At 69.0% G+C, this 19,421-nt stretch carries 20 protein-coding genes and 1 pseudogene; 9 read left to right on the forward strand and 12 right to left on the reverse strand.

The annotated features are described in order from the left end of the window. From KBY71_RS11175 to KBY71_RS11190, 4 genes and pseudogenes are all read left to right on the forward strand, one after another. A pseudogene (locus tag KBY71_RS11175) lies at positions 1 to 417 on the forward strand (carboxypeptidase M32); the annotation flags it as partial. A 55-nt stretch (positions 418 to 472) separates the two neighbouring features. Further along, positions 473 to 1,060 carry an inorganic diphosphatase gene (locus KBY71_RS11180; protein ID WP_254928983.1) on the forward strand — a complete coding sequence of 196 codons (588 nt, stop codon included), beginning with the start codon at positions 473 to 475 and terminating at the stop codon, positions 1,058 to 1,060. A gap of 14 nt (positions 1,061 to 1,074) precedes the next feature. Further along, entirely contained in the window at positions 1,075 to 1,665 is a 591-nt protein-coding gene (locus KBY71_RS11185) for a L,D-transpeptidase (protein ID WP_254928984.1), read from the forward strand. A gap of 132 nt (positions 1,666 to 1,797) precedes the next feature. Continuing rightward, positions 1,798 to 1,971, forward strand: coding sequence for a hypothetical protein (locus KBY71_RS11190; RefSeq protein ID WP_254928985.1), 174 nt, complete (start codon positions 1,798 to 1,800; stop codon positions 1,969 to 1,971). Here the strand turns inward: KBY71_RS11190 and KBY71_RS11195 are convergent. The 4 genes from KBY71_RS11195 to rpoD form a co-directional block, all read right to left on the reverse strand. After that, positions 1,956 to 3,968: a chloride channel protein gene (locus tag KBY71_RS11195; RefSeq protein ID WP_254928986.1), complete on the reverse strand. Its 2,013-nt coding sequence runs from the start codon at positions 3,966 to 3,968 to the stop codon at positions 1,956 to 1,958. The two genes, KBY71_RS11190 and KBY71_RS11195, sit on opposite strands and share 16 nt — an antisense overlap. Then, positions 3,943 to 4,905 (reverse strand): hydroxymethylbilane synthase, encoded by a 963-nt coding sequence (gene hemC / locus KBY71_RS11200; protein ID WP_254928987.1) that lies wholly within the window; start codon positions 4,903 to 4,905, stop codon positions 3,943 to 3,945. The genes KBY71_RS11195 and hemC overlap by 26 nt, the downstream gene beginning before the upstream one ends. Before the next feature lie 72 nt (positions 4,906 to 4,977). Continuing rightward, on the reverse strand, positions 4,978 to 5,370 hold the full coding sequence (locus tag KBY71_RS11205; protein WP_254928988.1) for a DUF1824 family protein: 393 nt from the start codon (positions 5,368 to 5,370) through the stop codon (positions 4,978 to 4,980). Continuing rightward, entirely contained in the window at positions 5,371 to 6,693 is a 1,323-nt protein-coding gene (rpoD, locus tag KBY71_RS11210; RefSeq protein WP_254928989.1) for an RNA polymerase sigma factor RpoD, read from the reverse strand. 370 nt (positions 6,694 to 7,063) lie between these two features. Here rpoD and priA point away from each other — a divergent pair, with 370 nt between their 5' ends. Continuing rightward, positions 7,064 to 9,295, forward strand: coding sequence for a primosomal protein N' (gene priA, locus KBY71_RS11215; RefSeq protein ID WP_254928990.1), 2,232 nt, complete (start codon positions 7,064 to 7,066; stop codon positions 9,293 to 9,295). A 12-nt stretch (positions 9,296 to 9,307) separates the two neighbouring features. Here priA and KBY71_RS11220 read toward each other — a convergent pair whose 3' ends face one another. The 3 genes from KBY71_RS11220 to KBY71_RS11230 form a co-directional block, all read right to left on the reverse strand. Next, positions 9,308 to 10,426, reverse strand: a complete 1,119-nt coding sequence (locus KBY71_RS11220) for a DUF3153 domain-containing protein (RefSeq protein ID WP_254928991.1) — start codon at positions 10,424 to 10,426, stop codon at positions 9,308 to 9,310. Beyond that, on the reverse strand, positions 10,419 to 11,297 hold the full coding sequence (gene argB, locus KBY71_RS11225; RefSeq protein ID WP_254929002.1) for an acetylglutamate kinase: 879 nt from the start codon (positions 11,295 to 11,297) through the stop codon (positions 10,419 to 10,421). Before argB ends, KBY71_RS11220 begins: the two co-directional genes overlap by 8 nt. A 73-nt stretch (positions 11,298 to 11,370) precedes the next feature. Then, positions 11,371 to 11,919 carry a DUF2854 domain-containing protein gene (locus tag KBY71_RS11230; RefSeq protein ID WP_254928992.1) on the reverse strand — a complete coding sequence of 183 codons (549 nt, stop codon included), beginning with the start codon at positions 11,917 to 11,919 and terminating at the stop codon, positions 11,371 to 11,373. A gap of 22 nt (positions 11,920 to 11,941) precedes the next feature. Between KBY71_RS11230 and KBY71_RS11235 the strand changes: the two genes are divergently transcribed. Continuing rightward, the gene (locus tag KBY71_RS11235) at positions 11,942 to 12,172 is read left to right on the forward strand and encodes a hypothetical protein (RefSeq protein ID WP_254928993.1); all 231 of its coding nucleotides are present in this window, start codon (positions 11,942 to 11,944) and stop codon (positions 12,170 to 12,172) included. A 27-nt stretch (positions 12,173 to 12,199) separates the two neighbouring features. On the opposite strand, the gene KBY71_RS11240 is transcribed toward KBY71_RS11235, so the two are convergent. Continuing rightward, positions 12,200 to 12,712, reverse strand: coding sequence for a single-stranded DNA-binding protein (locus KBY71_RS11240; RefSeq protein ID WP_254928994.1), 513 nt, complete (start codon positions 12,710 to 12,712; stop codon positions 12,200 to 12,202). Between the two features lie 47 nt (positions 12,713 to 12,759). Here KBY71_RS11240 and KBY71_RS11245 point away from each other — a divergent pair, with 47 nt between their 5' ends. Then, positions 12,760 to 13,551 (forward strand): precorrin-6A/cobalt-precorrin-6A reductase, encoded by a 792-nt coding sequence (locus tag KBY71_RS11245; RefSeq protein ID WP_254928995.1) that lies wholly within the window; start codon positions 12,760 to 12,762, stop codon positions 13,549 to 13,551. 31 nt (positions 13,552 to 13,582) lie between these two features. Further along, a complete protein-coding gene (gene cutA / locus KBY71_RS11250; protein ID WP_254928996.1) occupies positions 13,583 to 13,966 on the forward strand; it encodes a divalent-cation tolerance protein CutA in 384 nt (127 codons plus the stop codon). Here the strand turns inward: cutA and KBY71_RS11255 are convergent. From KBY71_RS11255 to KBY71_RS11270, 4 genes are all read right to left on the reverse strand, one after another. Continuing rightward, positions 13,935 to 14,924: an adenosine kinase gene (locus tag KBY71_RS11255; protein ID WP_254928997.1), complete on the reverse strand. Its 990-nt coding sequence runs from the start codon at positions 14,922 to 14,924 to the stop codon at positions 13,935 to 13,937. The two genes, cutA and KBY71_RS11255, sit on opposite strands and share 32 nt — an antisense overlap. Then, a complete protein-coding gene (locus KBY71_RS11260) occupies positions 14,924 to 16,243 on the reverse strand; it encodes an adenylosuccinate synthase (RefSeq protein ID WP_254928998.1) in 1,320 nt (439 codons plus the stop codon). Before KBY71_RS11260 ends, KBY71_RS11255 begins: the two co-directional genes overlap by 1 nt. 98 nt (positions 16,244 to 16,341) lie before the next feature. After that, entirely contained in the window at positions 16,342 to 16,773 is a 432-nt protein-coding gene (gene psb27 / locus KBY71_RS11265; protein ID WP_254928999.1) for a photosystem II protein Psb27, read from the reverse strand. 56 nt (positions 16,774 to 16,829) lie between these two features. Further along, positions 16,830 to 18,656: a proline--tRNA ligase gene (locus KBY71_RS11270; protein ID WP_254929000.1), complete on the reverse strand. Its 1,827-nt coding sequence runs from the start codon at positions 18,654 to 18,656 to the stop codon at positions 16,830 to 16,832. A gap of 189 nt (positions 18,657 to 18,845) precedes the next feature. On the opposite strand from KBY71_RS11270, the gene KBY71_RS11275 reads away from it, so the two are divergent. Continuing rightward, on the forward strand, positions 18,846 to 19,304 hold the full coding sequence (locus tag KBY71_RS11275; RefSeq protein WP_254929001.1) for a hypothetical protein: 459 nt from the start codon (positions 18,846 to 18,848) through the stop codon (positions 19,302 to 19,304). The last annotated feature ends 117 nt before the right edge of the window (positions 19,305 to 19,421 follow it).

Here is a 19,421-nt window from a genome sequence, read left to right on the forward strand (position 1 = left end):
GAGCTGGAGCTGGCCTTGCTGGAGCAGGAGATGCCGGTGGAGGAGTTGCCCGAGCAGTGGAACCGGCGCATGCGGGAGCTGCTGGGGGTCCAGCCCGCCAACGACGCCGAAGGCTGTCTACAGGACATCCACTGGGCCGAGGGCCTGTTTGGCTACTTCCCCTCCTATGCGCTGGGTCACCTGATCAGCGCCCAGCTGGCCGAAGCCATGGAACGGGAGCTGGGCCCCATCGCCGGCAGGGTGGCGGCCGGTGATGAGGCCAGCCTGCGCCATTGGTTGGCCGAACGGGTGTGGCCCCTGGGCCGCGCCGTGAATGGCGAGGAGCTGGTGCACCGGGTGAGCGGCAGCCCCCTCAGCGCAGCGCCTTTTCTGCGCTACCTGCGCACCAAGCTGGAGCCGCTGCTCGCGCAACCGTGAAGGGGGGCGCAATGGCACTCCGTAAGATGCCGGCCTGCCGTTTGGATCCCGCTGTATGGCGAACATCGACCACGCCCCCAGCCGCACGATGCTCAACCTGCTGCACGTGCTGCCGGCCTTTGCCGATGAAGCCGAGCTGCGTCTGAACGCCATCGTGGAGCTCAACTCCATGACGATCAACAAATACGAGCTGATCACCGAGACCGGTCACCTCAAGCTCGATCGCGTGGGCTATTCCTCCCTGGCCTACCCCTTCGCCTACGGCTGCATTCCCCGCACCTGGGACGAGGACGGCGATCCCCTCGACATCGAGATCGTGGGCGTGACCGAACCCCTGGTGCCCGGCTCCCTGGTGGAGGCCCGCATCATCGGCATCATGACCTTCGACGATGGCGGCGAGGTGGACGACAAGGTGATCGCCGTGCTGGCGGACGACAAGCGCATGGACCACATCACCAGCTACACCGACCTCGGGCCCCAGTGGGTGAAGGAAACCCAGTACTACTGGGAGCACTACAAGGACCTCAAGAAGCCCGGCACCTGCAAGGTGAACGGCTTCTTGGACCCCGCCGAGGCCGTGCGCATCATCAAGGAGTGCGAACGGCGCTATCTCCACGTCATTGACGCCAAGCTGGTCAACTGAGCCCGGAGCCAGCCATGAACGCCTCTTGTCTGCCCCTCTGGCTGGTTGCCGCAGCCCTGGCCACCGGGCCTGTTCTGGCCCAGGGATCGTCCGCCCTTGGCCAGAAGGCCCTTGAGCAGCCGACGGCTTCCCAGTCAGCCCCTCTCCAGTCCGCACCTCTCCAGTCCGTGCCGGCCCCGGCCACGCCGGCGGCCCAGGGGAACACCCGGGAGATCCTGCTGCAGCTGGGCAAGCGCACCATCAGCCTGCGGGACAACGGCAAGGTCATCGGCAGCTGGCCCGTGGCGATTGGTGACCCCAGCACCCCCACCCCCGTGGGTCGCTTCACGCTCCAGAACAAGGTGGTCAACCCCAAGTACCAAAGCACCAAGAGCGGCAAGATCAATGCCACGGTGGGCCCCAATGGGCCCCTGGGCGATCGCTGGATGGGCTTCCAAAAGAGCGGTCCGAATCAGTACGGCATCCATGGGACCCCCTCGGCCTGGGCCTGGACCGTGACCTCCCGTGCTGCCGTCACCAACGGTTGCGTGCGCATGCTCCATGAGCACGTGCGCAAATTGTTCGACTTGGTGGATGTCGGCACCCCGGTGATCGTGCAGCGTTGAACGGCGTTCCGGGGTGGTGCGGCCTCACCTGAAAACATTCAGGAGATCGCTGCAGCAACGACGGAAACGGGCCGGTTCACCGGTACTTTGTTGGCCTTCACTGGGGCCGTGGGCCTCCCAAGGTCCCCGTTCATGTCTCCGGCTTCCCCATCCCGCCAACCTGCCGAACCCCAGATCAGCACAACCCTGAAGTGGGCCAGTGATGGGGAACTGTCGGCCCTCGACCTGGAGAGAATCCTGGCCCGCCTGAGTGCGGTTGATCCTGCTGCTGAGGCCCTGTCCGTCCAGCTTCAGCCCCAGCGGTGAAGCTGGCGGGCCAGGGCCCGTGCCATCCCGTCGCGCGTGGCCAGGCCCCGCAGGGACGCCACCGGTAGTCCGGGGTTGGGGAGGCCGTGGGGCAGGGCGGCCGCCGTGGCGGCCGGCACGTCGAACACAGGCACCTGGCGCAGGCCATTGGGGGTGAGTTGATCCTCCAGTTGGGCGAGATGGGCGCCCAGCGGCAGCCACACCAGATCGCTGCGGCGACACGCAATCAGGCTGGGCATCAAGGCCTGGCCGCCCTCGCTGTGTCGCGGTTCGGCGCTGAGGGCCCGCTGCAGATCCGGCAGGGTGACGAGCCCCACCACCCAGCTGCCGTCGGCCACCACCAGGCAGTGGCTGTGGGCCTCCACCAGCTGGCGCAGGGCCTGGTCGGCCGGTAGAGCGGCCGGCAGCACCAAGGGGGCCTCGGGCTCGAAGGCGTCGGCCACCGGCAGGGCCGCCAGTTGGCGCCGCCGCTGCTCTTCGAGGGGATCGGGGCCCAGCAGGCCCGGATCCGCCAGCCCCTGCCAGCGCTCCACCAGGGCGGCACTGAGGCCGGCGGCGGCCATCAGGGGCAGCACGATGCGGATGTCGCGGGTGAGTTCAAACAGCAGCAGCAGCGCTGTGAGTGGGGCCCGGGCGCTACCGGCCAGCACGGCCGCCATGCCCACCATGGCGTAGGCCGGGGGCTCGGCCACCGGCAGGTGCAGGCCGCTGTCCCCGAGCAGCTGGCCGTAGCAGTTGCCCAGCACGGCCCCCAGAAACAGGGAGGGGGCGAAGCCTCCGCCCACAAAGCCGGTGGCGTTGCTGATGCCGGTGGCCAGCAGTTTCACCCCCAGCAGCGCCAGCAGGGTGAACAGGGGCACCCCGCCGTCACTGCCGAGCAGGGCTTCAATCGTGTCGTAGCCCACGCCCAGCACCTGGGGAAAGCCGAGGGCCATCAGGCCCACGCAGGCTCCTCCCAGGGCCGTGGGCAAGCCGGGGGGCAATTGGCCCAGCCAGGTCTGCAGGCGCTCGCTGCGGCCGGCCGCCAGCAGGCTCACCAGCGCCCACGACATCAGGCTGGCCACCAACCCCAGCCCCAGATACAGGGGCAACTCCAGCGGCGAGCGCACCTCATAGGCGGGCAGGCGCAGGATCGGCGTGTCGCCGAGCAGCAGTTGGGTTACCAGGGAGGAGGCCACCGCCGCCACCAGCACGGCCCGCAGGCTGGGGCGGCCCTGGATCGCACTGAAGCTGCCCTCAAAGGCAAAAAACACTCCGGCAATCGGGGCTTTGAAGCCCGCGGCCAGGCCGGCGGCCACCCCGGCGGCCACCAGGGCTTTCTGGCTCTGGGGCGAAAGCCCTCCGCGCAGGGCCGTCCACAGGCCGATATTGCCGCCGCTCTCCACGCTGGGTCCCTCGGGGCCCAGCGAGGCGCCGCTGCCGAGGCTGAGGGAGGCCCCCAGCAGGCGCTGCAGGGGCAGGCGAGGACTGGCGGGCACGGCTCCGTCGGCCATGGCCATCAGGCTCGGCAGCCCAGGACCCAACTCCCCGCCGTAGCGCCGCAACAGGCCGACGGCCAGGCCCCCCAGGGTCGGCACCACCACCACCGGCCAGAGGCTGATCCAGTCGGGCAGGGTGGAAACGGGCAGCGGGGGTGGTTCCGGGGCTGCCGGCGGGGGGGGCAGGAAGCCCAGGCCGCCCAGACCCACCTGCAGGAGAGCCCTCAGGGGCGTGCCCGTATCCGGTGGCAGGGGCGGCAGCTCCGGGGGCAGTTCGGGCAGTGGGTTGCGCCCCACGGCCAGCAACCCCTCCACAAACGGGCCGAACAGTCCGTTGTTGATGAAGCCCAGCAATTCATGGAATCCCACCACCGCCAGGCCCGTGGCCACCCCAACGAGGGCGGCCCAGGCCAGCAGATTCCATTGATACGGCAGGGCACGCGCCTCGCCGTCGGGACCCTGGACCTGCTCCTCAGCTGGGTCGGGGCTGGTTTCAGGCTTCAGGCCGGACCGTTGCAAAGATCTCCTCCAGGATCTCTCCTGCACCTTGGGCCTTCAAGGTATGGGCCAGGGCGATGCCGATGGCTTCGGGATTCTCCTGGGGGCCGCGGGCCTCGTCGCGGATCAGGCGCAGTCCATCCAGGCTGGCCACCATGCCGGTTAGCACCAGCTCGGCGCTGTCGCCCTCCCCGTCGAAGCGGGTGTTGACCCCGATGGGCACCTGGCAGCCCCCCTCCAGTTCGCGCAGGAAGGCCCGCTCCGCCAGGCAGCGCCGCGCGGTGGGGGTGTGCTCGAGCACCTTGATCTGCTCCAGCACCGTGGCATCGCCCTCGCGGCACTCGATGCCGAGGGCTCCCTGGCCCACGGCATGGAGCGAAATGGAGGGGTCGATCAGCTCGTGAATGCGATCGCCCAGCCCCAGCCGGCCCAGGCCGGCCGCCGCCAGGATCAGGCAGTCGTAGTCGCCGGCATCGAGTTTCTCCAGCCGGGTGATCACGTTGCCCCGCACATCCTTGAACACCAGGTGGGGGAAGTGATGGCGCAGCTGGGCCAGCCGGCGCAGGGAGCTGGTGCCCACCACGGCACCGGCGGGCAGGGTGGCGAGGGTTTTGTCCTGGTGCTTGGCGTGCACCACCAGGGCATCGGCGGGATCCTCCCGCTCGGTGATGCAGCCCAACATCAGCCCTTCGGGGAGGTTGGTGGGCAGGTCCTTGAGGCTGTGGACGGCGATGTCGGCCTGGTTGACCAACATCTGGGCCTCCAGCTCTTTGGTGAACAGGCCCTTGTCTCCGATCTTGGCCAGGGCCACATCCAGGATCTTGTCGCCCTGGGTGGCCATGGCCTCGATGCTGATCTCCAGGCCCGCGTGGGCCTTGGCCAGCTCATCGCGCACCCAGTGGGTCTGCACCATGGCCAGCTGGCTGCGGCGGGAGGCGATGCGCAGGGGGTTGGCCATCGGTGCCAGATAACAGCCGCCCAGCCTAAGGAGTGGCCTTCACCGTTCCGGCGGCTCCCGGCCAGACCGTGATCAGCTGAAGAAATCCAGGGGCAGGGGGCCCCAGGTGTCTTCGGCGTCCGGGTTGGCCGGGGCGTGGCCGGTGATCAGGATTCCAGTGCCCAGGCCGTCCTCCTGGCGCAGGCTGAACTGTCCCGTCGACTGGTTGCCTTTGAGGAACACGGGACCGGCCCCTTGGGGGGCACTGCTCTCGGCGGCCGCCCCCTCCAGGGCGCTCCAGTGGAGCCGGGCTTCCGTGGCCCGCAGGGCGGTGATGGCCGCCGCCGCGGACGGGGCCATGATCCCAATGGTGAACCAATCACAGCCCCCGAGGCGTGACTCCAACTCGAGCCTCAGCTGGTCGCGCTGGTCGCCATCGAGATCTGGCGCGGTCCTCAGACCGCGCAGTTCGAGCAGGCTGGCCACCTACTTGATGTACTCCTTGAGCACCCCATTGCGGTTGGGGTGGCGCAGCTTGCGCAGGGCCTTGGCCTCGATCTGGCGGATGCGCTCCCGGGTCACATCGAAGATCTGGCCGATCTCCTCGAGGGTCTTCATGCGGCCGTCATCGAGGCCGTAACGCAGCCGCAGCACATCGCGCTCGCGGGGGCTGAGGGTGGCGAGCACCCCTTCAAGGTCTTCGCGCAGCAGGTTCTTGGCCACATCCTGCTCGGGGTTTTCGATGTCGGCTTCGATGAAGTCGCCGAGGCGGGAATCCTCCTCCTTGCCGATCGGGGTTTCCAGGGAGATGGGCAGCTGGGCGCTCTTGGCGATGAAGCGCAGCTTCTCGATGGTCATCTCCATCGATTCGGCGATCTCCTCCTCGGTGGGCTTGCGGCCGAATTCCTGGGAGAGGGTCTTGGTGGTCTTCTTGATCCGCGAGATCGTCTCGTAGAGGTGCACCGGCAGGCGGATGGTGCGCGACTGGTCGGCGATGGCGCGGGTGATCGCCTGGCGGATCCACCAGGTGGCGTAGGTGGAGAACTTGTAGCCCTTCTCGTGGTCGAACTTCTCGGCGGCGCGGATCAGGCCCAGGCTGCCTTCCTGGATCAGATCCTGGAAGCTCAGGCCCCGGTTCATGTATTTCTTGGCGATCGACACCACCAGACGGAGGTTCGACTGCACCATCTTTTCCTTGGCCCGGCGGCCGAGCATCAGGCGCCGGCGGAACTTGATCAGGGGCATGTCCACCAGGGCCGCCCACTCCTTGTTGTCGGGGTGGTGGCCGTGGTCCGCTTCAAATTGGGCGGCGAGCTCCTCCAGCTGCAGCAGGTCGGCGATCTTGCGGGCCAGCTCGATTTCCTCGTCGGGCCGCAGCAGGCGAATCCGGCCGATCTCCTGCAGGTAGACGCGGATCGAGTCTTCGGTGTAGACGCCCTTGGGCCCCACCTTGATGCTGGCGAGGGCCTTGGCGGCCTTCTCATCCTTCTCCGGCTTGTCGGCTTCGTCGTGCTGGGCCAGGGCTGCGCCAGCGAGGTCGGCAGTGGCGGCTGGTTCCCCAGCGGCAGCAGCTTCTTTGGCAACAGGCTTGGCTTTGGCCGCTGCCTTGGCTTTCGGCGCAGGCTTGGCTTTTGTGGCTTTCACCGCAGAGCCCTTGTCGGCGGTGGATTTCGCTGGAGTGGCTTTGGGTGTGGTGGCCTTGGCTTTCGGGGGGGCCTTCTTGGCCTTCACGACTACCTCCTCACCGGCCGCCGTGGCCACCAACAGAATTTCCGGGCTTGCTTTCGGCTGGGCAGCGGTGGGGCTCATGGGATACGGGAATGAAGAAGCGGAGAGAACGAAGGGGAACGTGCTCTGGGGGGTGCCTCAGGGGGCGTGGCTCAGGGAGGAGCGCGCCGGATGGGAACGGGCCTCAGGGCGCGTGGACGGGCAGGGTCGACGGAAGCTCACGTCTGGTGGCGACCCTGCAAAAAGAAAGGTCGGAGGCGGAAGCCGGGATGGGTTGGCGAAAGCAGCGCTGTCAGGGGTGGTCGCAGACCGGGAGGCCGAATGGTGGGAGGCTGGCTCCCGAGGTCTCTCTTCAGGTCTTCCCGCTGGACGGAACTCTGCAGGGTTCCGACGGCAGCCCTTGGACTGCCCAACAGTCACATCCTAAGAATGGGCCGTGACCTTTGCAAGCTTGACCAGCCCCTGGCTCGAGATCTGGCTGGAGGCCGGCCGGGAAGGTCAGGTCTTCACCTACGCCAATGATCCTCAGACCCCAGCTGGGATCGGCGATCTGGTGCGGGTGCGGCTGCAGGGGCGGCTCCACACCGGCCTGGTGGTGGGCGGACTGGATCAGCTTCCGGCCAGTCTCAGCGGCAAGACCATGCAACCGATCCTGGCGGTCTGGCAGCGCGCAGCTGTGGATGCCCAGTGGCAGGCCTTGATTGCCGAGGTGGCCGCGATGTGCCACACGAGCCTCTTCAAAACCCTCAAAAGCGCCCTGCCACCGGGATGGCTGGGCCAGCGCACCCAATCCGCCCGTCGCGGCAGTCGGCCGATCTGGCTGGTGGAGCCCAGCGCCGCCCCCCGGCCCGAAACGCCCCTGCCACCCCGGCAGCAGCAGTTGCTGGACCATCTGGACCGGCAAGCTGCCCCGGTTCCCCTGCGGGACCTCTGCGGTGCGGCTGGTTTCAGCCGTGCGGTGCTGAGGGGATTGGAGGACAAGGGGCTGGTGCGGCGCCGGCAGGGCTCCTCGCAGGAGCTGGCGCTCCCTGGCCTGGATGGCCCGTGCTGGCCCGCCCTCAGCGACGCCCAGGCCACGGCGGTGGAGGCCCTGGGCGGAGCGGTGCCTGGAGCCGCGTTCCTGCTCTGGGGGGTCACCGGCGCTGGCAAAACCGAGGTGTACCTGCGGGCTGCGGCCCAGGCGCTGGAGGCGGGCCAAGGCTCCCTGCTGCTCACCCCGGAGATCGGCCTGATCCCCCAGCTGCTCGATCGGGCCCGTGAGCGCTTTGGGGAGCGGGTGTTGGAATTCCACAGCGGCCTTTCCGAGGGCGCCCGGGTGGCCACCTGGCGGCGTTGCCTCGAGGTGGGCCCCGTGGTGGTGGTGGGCACCCGCTCGGCGATCTTCCTGCCGATGGCGCGCCTGGGCTTGATCGTGCTCGATGAGGAGCACGACACCTCCTACAAGCAGGACAGCCCCATGCCCTGTTATCACGCCCGCGATGTGGCCCGGCTGCGGGCCCTCAGCAGCGGGGCGCGGCTGGTGCTGGGCAGTGCCACCCCGTCGCTCGAGAGCTGGTTGGGTTGCCAGGGAGCCTCCGCTTCCACCCGCCTGTTGCGGCTGCCGGAACGGATCGGCGCCCGGCCCTTGCCCGCCGTGCGGGTGATTGACATGCGCCATGAGCTGGCCGACGGGCACCGCCGCCTGCTGAGCCGGGCCCTGATGGGCCGGCTGGAGCAGCTGCAGGAGAAGGGCGAGCAGGCCGTGGTGCTGGTGCCCCGCCGCGGCTACCGGGCCTTTTTGAGCTGCCGCAGCTGTGGGGAGGCCGTGCTCTGCCCCCATTGCGATGTGGCCCTCACCGTGCACCGCTCCAAGGGCGGCCAGGAGTGGTTGCGCTGCCACTGGTGTGATCACCGCGCCGAGGTGGGTGATCGCTGCGCCCAGTGCGGCTCCACCGCCTTCAAGCCCTTTGGCGCCGGCACCCAGCGGGTGATGGAACAGCTGGCCGCTGAGTTGGAGGGCCTGCGGTTGCTGCGCTTTGACCGCGACACCACCCGGGGGCGGGATGGCCATCGCCGCCTGCTGGAGCGCTTTGCCCAGGGGGAGGCGGACGTGCTGGTGGGGACCCAGATGCTCGCCAAGGGCATGGACCTGCCCCGGGTCACCCTGGCGGCCGTGTTGGCGGCGGATGGCCTGTTGCATCGCCCGGATCTGCGCTCCTCCGAGCAGTGCCTGCAGTTGTTGTTGCAACTGGCGGGCCGGGCCGGTCGCGGCGAGCGGCCTGGCGAGGTGCTGGTGCAGACCTACAGCCCTGACCACCCCGTCATTCGCCATCTGGTGGACGGGCGCTACGAGCAGTTCCTGGCTGAGGAGATCCAGCTGCGCCGCCAGGCAGCGCTGGTGCCCTTCAGCCGGGCCTGCCTGCTGCGCCTGAGTGGCCCCAGTGCCAGCGGCACCGCCACGGCGGCGGCGGTGCTGGCCGAACGGATCCGCCCTGGGGTGGAGGCTGCCGGCTGGCTGCTGATCGGCCCGGCCCCGGCCCCGGTTGCCCGGGTGGCGGGCAAGAGTCGCTGGCAGCTGTTGCTGCATGGGCCCGTGGATCCCTCCGTCTCGGGCGGCCTGCCCCTGCCCAGCGAGGCCGTGTTGCGCCAGGGGTTGCCGGCGGGCGTGGGGCTGGCGATCGACCCCGATCCCCTCACCCTGTAAGGCGCCAGGCGTTCAGGCGGGCAGTTCCGGCAGGCCGAAGCCCAGCAGCCGGCGCAGCCGCTCCAGGGCCAGCACCAGGGCCAAGGCTGCCGTGATCAGCAGCCCCCCCAGTCCGAGGCTGCTCCAGCGCCAGCAGTGCAGCCGCAGGCTGTTGCGGGCCCCGAAGCGCAGGGGCCAGACCAGGCCGGCGTTCCCGGCGACCGGGGTGGCGGCATCCGGGGAGGCCTGCTGCACGGCCGCTGGCCGGACGGGGCCCAGTTCAACGCTGGCGCGGACTCCAGGCAGGGGTGCGATCTCCCGCAGATCCACGGCCAGCTCCAGGGTCTGCCACACCCCCACCAGCCAGTTCCGCTCGTCGAGTTGAAGGGTCGGGGGCGGCAGGGTGAGGCCACCGAGCCGGGCCGCCTCCTCCAGGTTGGCCGTCAACAGCGCCAGGGCCCTGGGGGCCGCCAGCACCGGGCTCGCCAGCCGTTGGGCGACGCCTCCCTGGGGCAGGGACCGGGGATCCGGGGTGCGGTGGAAGCCCTGGGCCTGCAGGCTCTGACTGAACTGCCGTTGCCAGGGGCTGGGCTGGGGGCCAGGGCTCACCAGGGTGTGGGCGATCTGCAGCCGCCCCGGCCCCTGGAACGTCACCTCGGTGCGCACCTCCATGCAGCCTCCGAGCAGCACGGTGAGCAGCAGCAGCACGATCGCCAGCACGGCAAACCCGATCGGGGCCTGGGTCGGCCCCACCGGCGGCGGCGGGGGCGGCGGAGGCTTGCTGGAGCGGCGGCGCTGGCGGGCAAGCTGCTGCATCTGGCCGCCCATGGCCTCGGCCGTCCCCAGATCCGGCAGGGTGATCGACCACTCCCGGGGCCGTTCGAGGGCTGGCGCTTCCAGCACCATCAGCAGATCCTCGGCCTGGGCCCGCAGGGTTGCATCCCGGCAGCGCTTGATCAGGCGACAGCACACCATGGCGCGCGCCGGTTCCCCCTGCCCCATCCAGGCCGTGGCCAGCAGCAGCTGGATCTCTGCTCCTGTCTGGGAGGCAGGGGGGTGCTCCCGGCTCAGGGGCTCGAGCAACCGCACCACCCGGCCGTAGTCGCCCCGCTCCAGCAGATCGCGGGCCTGCGCCAGCTGCGCATCAGGCATGGCAGCTGCGCTGGCTTCCCACCACCATCGTGCCGATGCCGGCGTCGGTGAACACCTCCAGCAACAGGGCATGGGGCACCCGGCCGTCCACGATGTGGGCCGCGGCCACGCCCTGCGCCAGCGCCCGGATGCAGCACTCCGTCTTCGGGGTCATGCCGCCCTCCACCACGCCGTCGCGGATCAGGTCCCGGGCCTGGGACAGGCTCAGCTGCCGAATCAGGGAAGCCGGATCGTGGCGGTCCCGCAGGATTCCGGCCGTATCGGTGAGCAGGATCAGCTTTTCGGCCTCTAGCGCCGCCGCCAGTTCGCCGGCCACCGTGTCGGCGTTGATGTTGTGCGCCTGACCCTCCTCATCGGCCGCCACGCTGGAAATCACCGGGATGTAGCCCGCGTCGAGCAGCGGAAACAGCACGGAGGGATCCACCGCCGCCACCTCCCCCACCAGGCCATTGGCCCCTTCGGCGTAGGTGCGGGCCCGCACCAGCGAGCCATCGCTGCCGCAGAGGCCCACGGCCCGCCCGCCGACCCGATGGAGGCCGTTGACGATCTGTTTGTTGACCCGGCCCACCAGCACCATTTCGACCACGTCCATGGTTTCCGGGGTGGTCACCCGCAGGCCGTTGCGGAAAGCCGGCTCGATGTTGAGGCGGGTGAGCCAGTCATTGATCTCCGGGCCGCCGCCATGCACCACCACCGGCTGAACGCCGACGGAGGCCAGCAGGGCCAGATCGCGGTACACGGCCTCCCGCAGCTCGGCCTGCACCATGGCCGCACCGCCGTATTTGACCACCACCCGGCGGCCGGCGAAGCGTTGGATGTAGGGGAGGGCCTCACTGAGGACCGACACCCTCAGGGTGTCCTGATTGCTGATCAAGGGTTCGGGGCTGGGGGCGCGGGGAGTGGGACGCGGGGAGGGGCCGTGCGGCAACGCCGTCAGCCTGGTGTTAGCTCGCTCCGGGCTGGGGAACCAGGGCCAGGCTGAATTCGTCGCGGCGGCCGGGCTGGATGTCGGCCCTCAGCCCGGGTCCGAAGAAGCGGCCGAGCCGTTCCGCCTGCGCCTGCCAACGCTCCAGGGGAACCCCTTCGCAGCGAAAACAGAGTTTGAGTCCATAGCGGCCGTCACAGTCGAGTTCCTCGATGGTCAGCAGCTGGGGCGGGGCCTCCTCGTCCCAGAGCTTGAGCACCTCCAGGGAGCTCTCCAGGTGGGCTTTCTGGCCGTAGCGCCAGCGGTCGACGTCGGCCAGCAGCTTGCGCAGGGGTTCGCTCTCGGGCAGGTCGCGCAGGGCCTTGAAGCGGGAGGCCGGCGTCAGGCGCTGGGGAGGGGGGAGTTCCGAGGATTTCAGAGCCAGGCCGCCCAAGAAGATGGGAATGCCGTAGAAGATCGTCGGCAGGCTCAGGTTGGGACTGTCGGTGGCGTAGGCAATCGAGCCGACCACCGTGAGCACAGCTCCAGCAATCGTGACCAGGCTGCCGGGGGAGAGAATGGCTTGCATCCAGCCATCTTCCTGTATCCCCATGGCGACCGAGCCGAGCGCGATGGCAACCGAGCCCACCACGACGGCGACCGAGCCCACCACCAGTGACCTGATCGAGACGCTGCGGGCCGATCGGCTCTGGCTGTTGCGCCAGATCGATGCCGGTCGCTGGCCCGAGTGGCGCCTTGACCTGGCCGCTCTGGAGCGGGAACTGGGCCAGCTGCTCGACCAGGTGAGTGAGCACCAGGCCAGCCGCCCCACGGCTGACTGATCCGGCACCGCCCCGCCGAAGCGGGGCTCAGAACGGGATGTCGTCGTCCTCGGGCAGGTCCGGTACCAGCGGCGACGTGTTCCAGGTGGGGGGCTGGCTGGCTGGCTGCGGGGCCGGGGCGGCAACGGAAGCGGGGCTCGGGGCCGCCGCGGTGGGGCCTGGCGCCCGGCGCACCGGGGCGGCGCTGGCCTGGGGCTGGGGAACGGCCGGGGAGGGGGCCATGGCTGGGGCTCCCCCGCTGCCCAGGGGATGGAGCCGTGCCAGGGTGAATTCGGCCCGTTTTTCCTTGACGCCGTCCTGACGGGTCACGGTGTTCATGCGCAGCCGCCCTTCGAGCATCAGCCGCTGACCCACCTGCACCCGGCTCTGCAGCTCCTGGGCCAGATTGCCCCAGCCCACCACCTTGAGCTGGGACGGGGGGTCGTCGGGCCGCAGGCCGTCGAACTGGACGGCCATCTCCGCCACCGGCGTCTGGTTGTCCTGGGTGTAGCGCACCTGGGGCGCTTCCAGCACCTCGACCTCAATCAGACAGTGATTCACTCCCCGGCAACCATGGGTGGGGCCCCATCCTGATGCACCGACCTGAAATGCACCAGGACTGTCCGCGGCTGTGGCTGATTTCCGGCACCGGGGAGGGCCCTGAACTGGCCGCCCAGCTGCTCCAGCGGGGCTGGCAGCTCACCGTGAGTGTGGTGAGTGCTTCTGCGGCCCAGGCCTACCGCTCCCATCCGGGGCTGGCCATTCACGTCGGTGCCCTCGGGGAGCAAGCCGGCGTGGAGGCCGAACTGGCCAGCGCCGCCGCCGCTGGGCGGCCCTATCGGGTGGTGGTGGATGCCAGCCATCCCTTCGCCCGCCAGGTGAGCCACCAGCTCGCCGCGGCCTGCAGGCGCCGGGGGCAACGGCTGCTGCGCCTGCTGCGGCCTACTCCGGAGGGCCCGGCCACCCTTCTGCCTCGGCTGGAGGATCTCCGTGCGCTCCCCCTCCAGGGGGAGTCCCTGCTGCTGGCCATTGGCGCTCGCCAGTTGGCCCAGGCCGTGGCCTGCAGCCCCGGGGCCCGGCACCACGCCAGGCTGCTGCCGAGTGCCCACTCCCTGCAACAGGCGATGGCGGCTGGATTGGGCCCTGAGCGAGTGGCCTGCCTGCGGCCCGGTGCGGGCGTGGAGGTGGAGTGGGCCCTGCTGCGTCGCTGGCGGATCGGCACCGTGCTGGCGCGCCAGTCGGGGGGAGCCACCGAACGCCTCTGGCGGCAGCTCTGCAGCCGTGAGGGGCTGCGGCTGCTCCTGCTGGCCCGTCCTCCGGAACCCGAGGGGTCGGAACTCCTCACCCAGGGGGCCTTGTTGGAGGCCCTGGAGGCCCTGGTTCCCCCACCAGGGCTGTGAGCCCACCATGGCCCTAGCCGCCACCCCGTCCATGCCCCCATCCCCCCCGGCCCAGTCCATCCCGGCCCAGTCCATCCCGGGCCAATCCATGGTGCTGGTGCTCACCTCGGAAGCCAGTCCAGATCGGGCCCGCAGCCTGGCGGCGACGCTGCTGGAGCGCCGGCTGGTGGCCTGCGCCAGCCTGCTGCCGGTGCAGTCGCACTACCGCTGGCAGGGAGGGATCACGGCGGAGGAGGAGGTGCAGCTGTTGCTGAAAACCGGCCCCGAGCAGCTGGAGCCCCTGCGCGAGGCCTTGCTGGAACTGCACAGCTACGAGACCCCCGAGTGGATCCACTGGACCGCGCTCACCGCCGGGGCCTATGGCCAGTGGCTCACGGAGAGCCTCAGCCCAGATGCTGGGCCACCAGCTCCTTGAGGGACCCCTGGGGACGGGGGCCCAGCTGGGTCACCACCTGGCCGGCGCAGAGGGAGCCGAGCCGGCCGCAGGCGGCGATGTCCTGTCCTTGGGTGTAGGCGTGCAGGAAGCCGGCGGCGTACAGATCGCCAGCACCGGTGGTGTCCACCAGGGGGCCGAGCTGGAAGGGTTCGATGGCGTGGCTGCCCGCACCGTTGAGGATCACCGAACCCTGTTCACTGCGGGTGAGGGCCGCCACCTTGCAGCGTCCCCGCACCTGGTCGGCGGCCTCCTCAAAGCTGTTGGCCTTGTAGAGAGCGGTGATCTCCATCTCATTGGCGAACAGGATGTCCACGTGGCCATCCACCAGCTCCTGGAAGCTGTCCCGGTGGCGCTCGACGCAGAAGGCATCGGAGAGGCTCAGGGCCACCTCGCCACCATGGGCGCGCGCCACTTCGGCCGCGGCGATGAAGGCCGCTTTGGCGTCGTCGCTGTCCCAGAGATAGCCCTCCAGGTAAAGGAGCTTGGCCTGGGCCACCATCTCCAGATCGAGATCGGCCGGATCCAGCCCCACCGACGCGCCCAGGTAGGTGCACATCGTGCGCTGGGCATCGGGGGTCACCAGGATCAGGCACCGGGCGGTGGAGGGCCCCTCCGTGGCGGCTGGGGTCTCGAAACGGGCGCCCACCGAGCGAATGTCGTGGGCAAAGATGCCGCCCAGCTGGTCGTTGCGCACCCGGCCGATGAAGCCGGCCCGGCCCCCCAGCTGGGCCACCCCGGCGAGGGTGTTGGCCGCGGAGCCGCCGGAGGTTTCCAGGCCAGGCCCCACGCGGGCGTAGAGGGTTTTGGCCTGGTGTTCATCCACCAGGGCCATGGTGCCCTTGGTGAGTTCGAAGTTGTCGAGCAAGTCGTCGTCGGCCTGCACCAGCACATCCACGATGGCGTTGCCGATGCCGACAACGTCGAAGGTCTTGGTCATCAGACGCTCAGCAGGGCTCGTTTGGGACCGTGGATGGGATCTTCCACCACGATGGTCTGGTCGCGGTTGGCGCCCAGGGAGACGATGGCGATCGGCACTTCCATCAGGTCGGCCAGGAAGCGCAGGTAGCTCATGGCCGTGGCCGGCAGCTCCTCGAGGCTGCGGCAGTCGGCGGTGGACGTTTGCCAACCGGGCAGGGTTTCGAAGATCGGCTGGCAGCGGGCGAAGTCCTCGGAGCTGCTGGGGAAGTACTCGATGCGCTCGCCGTCGAGTTCGTAGGCGACGCACACCTGGATCTCATCGAGCTCGTCGAGCACGTCGAGCTTGGTGATGGCCAGGCAATCCAGGCCATTCACTTCCACGGCATAGCGGCCGATCACCCCGTCGAACCAGCCGCAGCGGCGGCGGCGGCCGGTGGTGGTCCCGAACTCCCCACCGCGGTCGCAGAGGTGGTCGTTGAGGCTGCCCTCGAGTTCGGTGGGGAAGGGGCCTTCGCCCACCCGGGTGGTGTAGGCCTTGGCGACGCCGATCACCCGGTCGATCAGGGTGGGGCCCACCCCGGCACCGATGCAGGCCCCGCCACTCACCGGATTGGACGAAGTGACATAGGGATAGGTGCCGTGGTCGAGGTCGAGCAGGGTGCCCTGGGCACCCTCGAACAGGATGTTCTTGCGGGCTCGGGCGGCCTGGTGAATGGCCCGGGTGCAATCCACCACATGGGGGGCGAGCCGCTGGCCGTAACCGACGTACTCGGCCACCACCGCCTCGAAATCGAGGGGGTCGAGGCCATAGAGCTTGGTGAGGATCTCGTTCTTCTCCGCCAGCACCCCGGCCAGGCGATCCCGCAGGCGGCCCTCATCGAGGATGTCGAGGATGCGAATGCCGTTGCGCTCGGATTTGTCGGCATAGGTGGGGCCGATGCCCCGGCCGGTGGTGCCGATGCGGCGGTCGCCGCGGCGCTGCTCCATCGCCTGATCCAGCAGGCGGTGGTAGGGCATGGTCACGTGGGCGGTGGAGGCCAGCTGCAGCCCCTCCACCCCAATGCCGTTTTGGGCGAGCATGTCCAGCTCGCCGAGCATCACTTTGGGATCCACCACCGTGCCGGAGCCGATCAGGCAGACGGTGTCGGGATAGAGGATGCCGGAGGGGATCAGGTGCAGCTTGAGCACCTTGTCGTCCACCACGATGGTGTGACCGGCATTCACCCCGCCCTGGTAGCGCACCACCACGTCGGCGGAGCGGCTCAGCAGATCGGTGATCTTGCCCTTCCCCTCGTCACCCCACTGCGCACCGATGACGACAACGTTGGCCAAGGACACAGCGGCCCGCAGCCGCTTCTGAGCACAACGCGTGAGCCTCTCAGATCAGGGTGCCGTTCGTCAAAGTGAAGGGGCGGCACCGGCGGGGGGCTTGGGGGTCAAGCGCCGCGGACGACGTTGGTTTCAGCTTTTTTGAGCTCCTTGCTGATCCGCTCCTTGAGGGCGTCGGGCACCGGCCGATTGGGGTAGTTGGTGTAGTGGCCGGCCAGGGAGTTGAGGGCGGTCTGCATGGTGGTGAAGGAACCGAGGCCATTCACGCTGCTGCGGGGCCGGTAGCGGGCCATGTAGCCGTTGATCAGGCTGCGGGCCTGGGTTTCGGCCTCGCTGCGGCCGGGATCGTCAGCGCCCAAGGCAATGGTGGCCAGCAGGCTGTCGGCCACCGCCACGGTGTCCTCCACGTAATTGCCCGTCAGGCCGCCGGCACTGGAGCTGCAGGCGGTCAGGCCCAAGCTCAGGCAAAGCACCAGGGCGATGGCCAGCCGGGAGAGCAGCCTCAGCCGCTGGCTGATGGTGGTGAGCACAGCGGCCATGGGGAATTTGCGAGTGACCCAATCCTAGAAGCCGCCTCTGGAGGGGCCAGAAGGCTTCAGATCTCCAGGCCCCGTCGCTGGGTCTGGAGGCTGGGCAGCAGCGCCCCGAGCAGGTCGTTGGCGGGCAGTTCCCGCTTGTGGCCCGTGGCGCGCTCCACCAGTTCCACCAGGCCCGCCGCGGCCCCCCGGCCGACCACCACCCTCCAGGGGATGCCGATCAGGTCCGCATCCTTGAATTTCACCCCGGCCCGTTCCGGGCGGTCGTCGAGGAGCACGTCCACGCCAGCTTCCTGCAGCTGGTTGTAGGTGCGTTCGCCAAGGCTGAGTTGGTCGCTTTCGGCCCGATTGGCCACCACCACGATCACCTCAAAGGGGGCGATCGACACCGGCCAGCAGATGCCGTTGTCGTCGTGGTGCTGCTCCACCGCTGCCTGGGCCAGGCGGGACACGCCGATGCCGTAGCAGCCCATCCAGAGGGCTTCCTCGACGCCGGCCTCGTTGGTGAAGCGGGCGTCGAGCGCTTCGGAGTATTTGCGACCCAGCTGGAAGATGTGCCCCACTTCGATGCCCCGGCTGGCCTCCAGTCGCTGGCTGGGGTCGTGCTGGCAGCGATCCCCCGGCTGGGCGGCCCGAAGATCCAGGCTCTCGGGAGCGGGGCAGAGCCCTCCCCAGGCGGCGCCCACCAGGTGGGTGTCAACCGTGTTGGCTCCGCAGATGAAGGCCTCCAGGTCGGTGGCGGTGGGGTCGGCCAGTCGCAGGAAGGTGGGGGCCCAACTGCGGGCACCCTCCAGCACGGCATCGTCCAGATGGGGCCCCATGAATCCAAAGGGAATGGGGCCCAGGCCCTCCTTGCTGGCGGCCTCGGCGCTGAGGGGGCCGATGTCCAGCAGGGCCCCGTGTGCAGCCGAGCACCGGGCCGTCACCGCATTGGCCAGTTTCACGGTGTTGAGCTGCTGGTCGCCCCGCAGGCTGATCAGCAGGGGTTGCTGGCTGCCGTCTTCGAAGCGGGCCAACAGCAGCAGCACCTTCACCATCTGGGTGGGGTGGAAGTCATGGGCCTCGCAGAGGGCTTCGATGCTGCTCTGCTGCGGCGTGGAGAGGGGGGCACCCTGTCCGGCGGCGCGCGCCCCATCCGCCAGGGCCACGGGCTCCGGAGCCTGGGAGACGGCCCGCTCCTGGTTGGCGGCGTAGCGGCCATCGCCACTGGCCAGAATCAGGTCCTCGCCGGCCGCGGCGGTCACCATGAATTCCTGGCTGGCGGAGCCGCCGATGGCGCCGCTGTCGGCTTCCACGGCCACGGCCCGCAGGCCGCAGCGGGCAAAGATCCGCCGGTAGGCCCCGTCCATGGCCGCGTAGGTCTCGCGCAGAGACGCTTCGTCGGCATGGAAGGAATAGGCATCTTTCATGATGAATTCCCGCCCCCGCATCAGCCCGAAACGGGGGCGGATCTCATCGCGGAATTTGCCCTGAATCTGATACAGATTCACCGGCAATTGCCGGTAGGAGCGCAGCAGGTCGGCGGCCAGTGCCGTGATCACTTCCTCATGGGTCGGACCCAGGCCCAGCTCGCGGCCCTGACGGTCCTGGAGGTGAAACATGATTCCCTCCCCTGCCGTGTAGCCGGCCCAGCGGCCGCTGCGCTGCCATAGCTCCGCGGGTTGCAGCTGGGGGAGCAGGGTCTCGAGGGCCCCGGTGCGGTCCATTTCTTCGCGCACCACCCGGGACACCTTTTGGAGCACCCGCCACATCAGGGGTAGGTAGGCGTAGATGCCGGAGGCCACTCGACGGATGTAGCCGGCGCGCAACAGCAGCTTGTGGGAGGGGATTTCCGCCTCCGCAGGGTCATCGCGGAGCGTCACCAGCATCAGGCGGGAGACGCGCATGGCCAGGGGTTTCAGGGGATCGCGGAACCTATCACCGCCCCCCATTCAGGGGCGCAATCGCCAGGGTGGCCATCGCGGCAGCTTGACCCGAGAACCCCTGCTATGGTCTGGCCTCGATCCCACTGGTCCAAGAGCTGTCTCATGCCCCCCCAGCCCAGCTCTGTCAATGCTTTGGGCAACGCTGTGGGGATGGCTTCAGGGGCATTGCTAGGGGTAGACCTCACTCCGGGCGAGAAGGCGGCCGAGGCCGAGGCGGCCTCTGAAGCGAGCGAAGGTCTGATCGGTATCGATGAGGTGCAGAAGGCGCTGAACCGGTCGCGAGCCTCCGTGTATCGCTACACCAACACCGATCCGCGCAATCTCAACCCCCCCTTCAATCCCCGCAAACTCAATCCGGAATACCGCAGCGATCAGAAGGATCCGCTGATGTTCCACCCCAACGAGGTGGCTCGGTTTGCCCGCGACGTGTTGCGGATCAAGGAAGTCACCGTTGAGGTGCTGAATTCCCCCTCCACCGCTACCCAGCAACTGTTGGGAGCCATCCTCGAGGAGCTTCGGGTTATCCGCTCGCGGCTGGACCATCTCGATGGCCGTCCCGCCGACCTGAGCATCCGCCGTGATCAGCAGGGTGCCCGTCCTGCCGCCTGAGTTGCCGGTTCGGCCTGGTGATGGCTGCGGGTGCCAGAATTGGTTCACGTTCTTTGATCTATTTGTTGTGGTTCGGGTGCCTGCACCCCCCACGTCCCCATGGATGTTGTTCCCCGA

It is taken from the genome of Cyanobium sp. T1B-Tous (genome assembly GCF_024345475.1).
In the GTDB taxonomy this organism is placed as follows: Bacteria; Cyanobacteriota; Cyanobacteriia; order PCC-6307; family Cyanobiaceae; genus Cyanobium_A.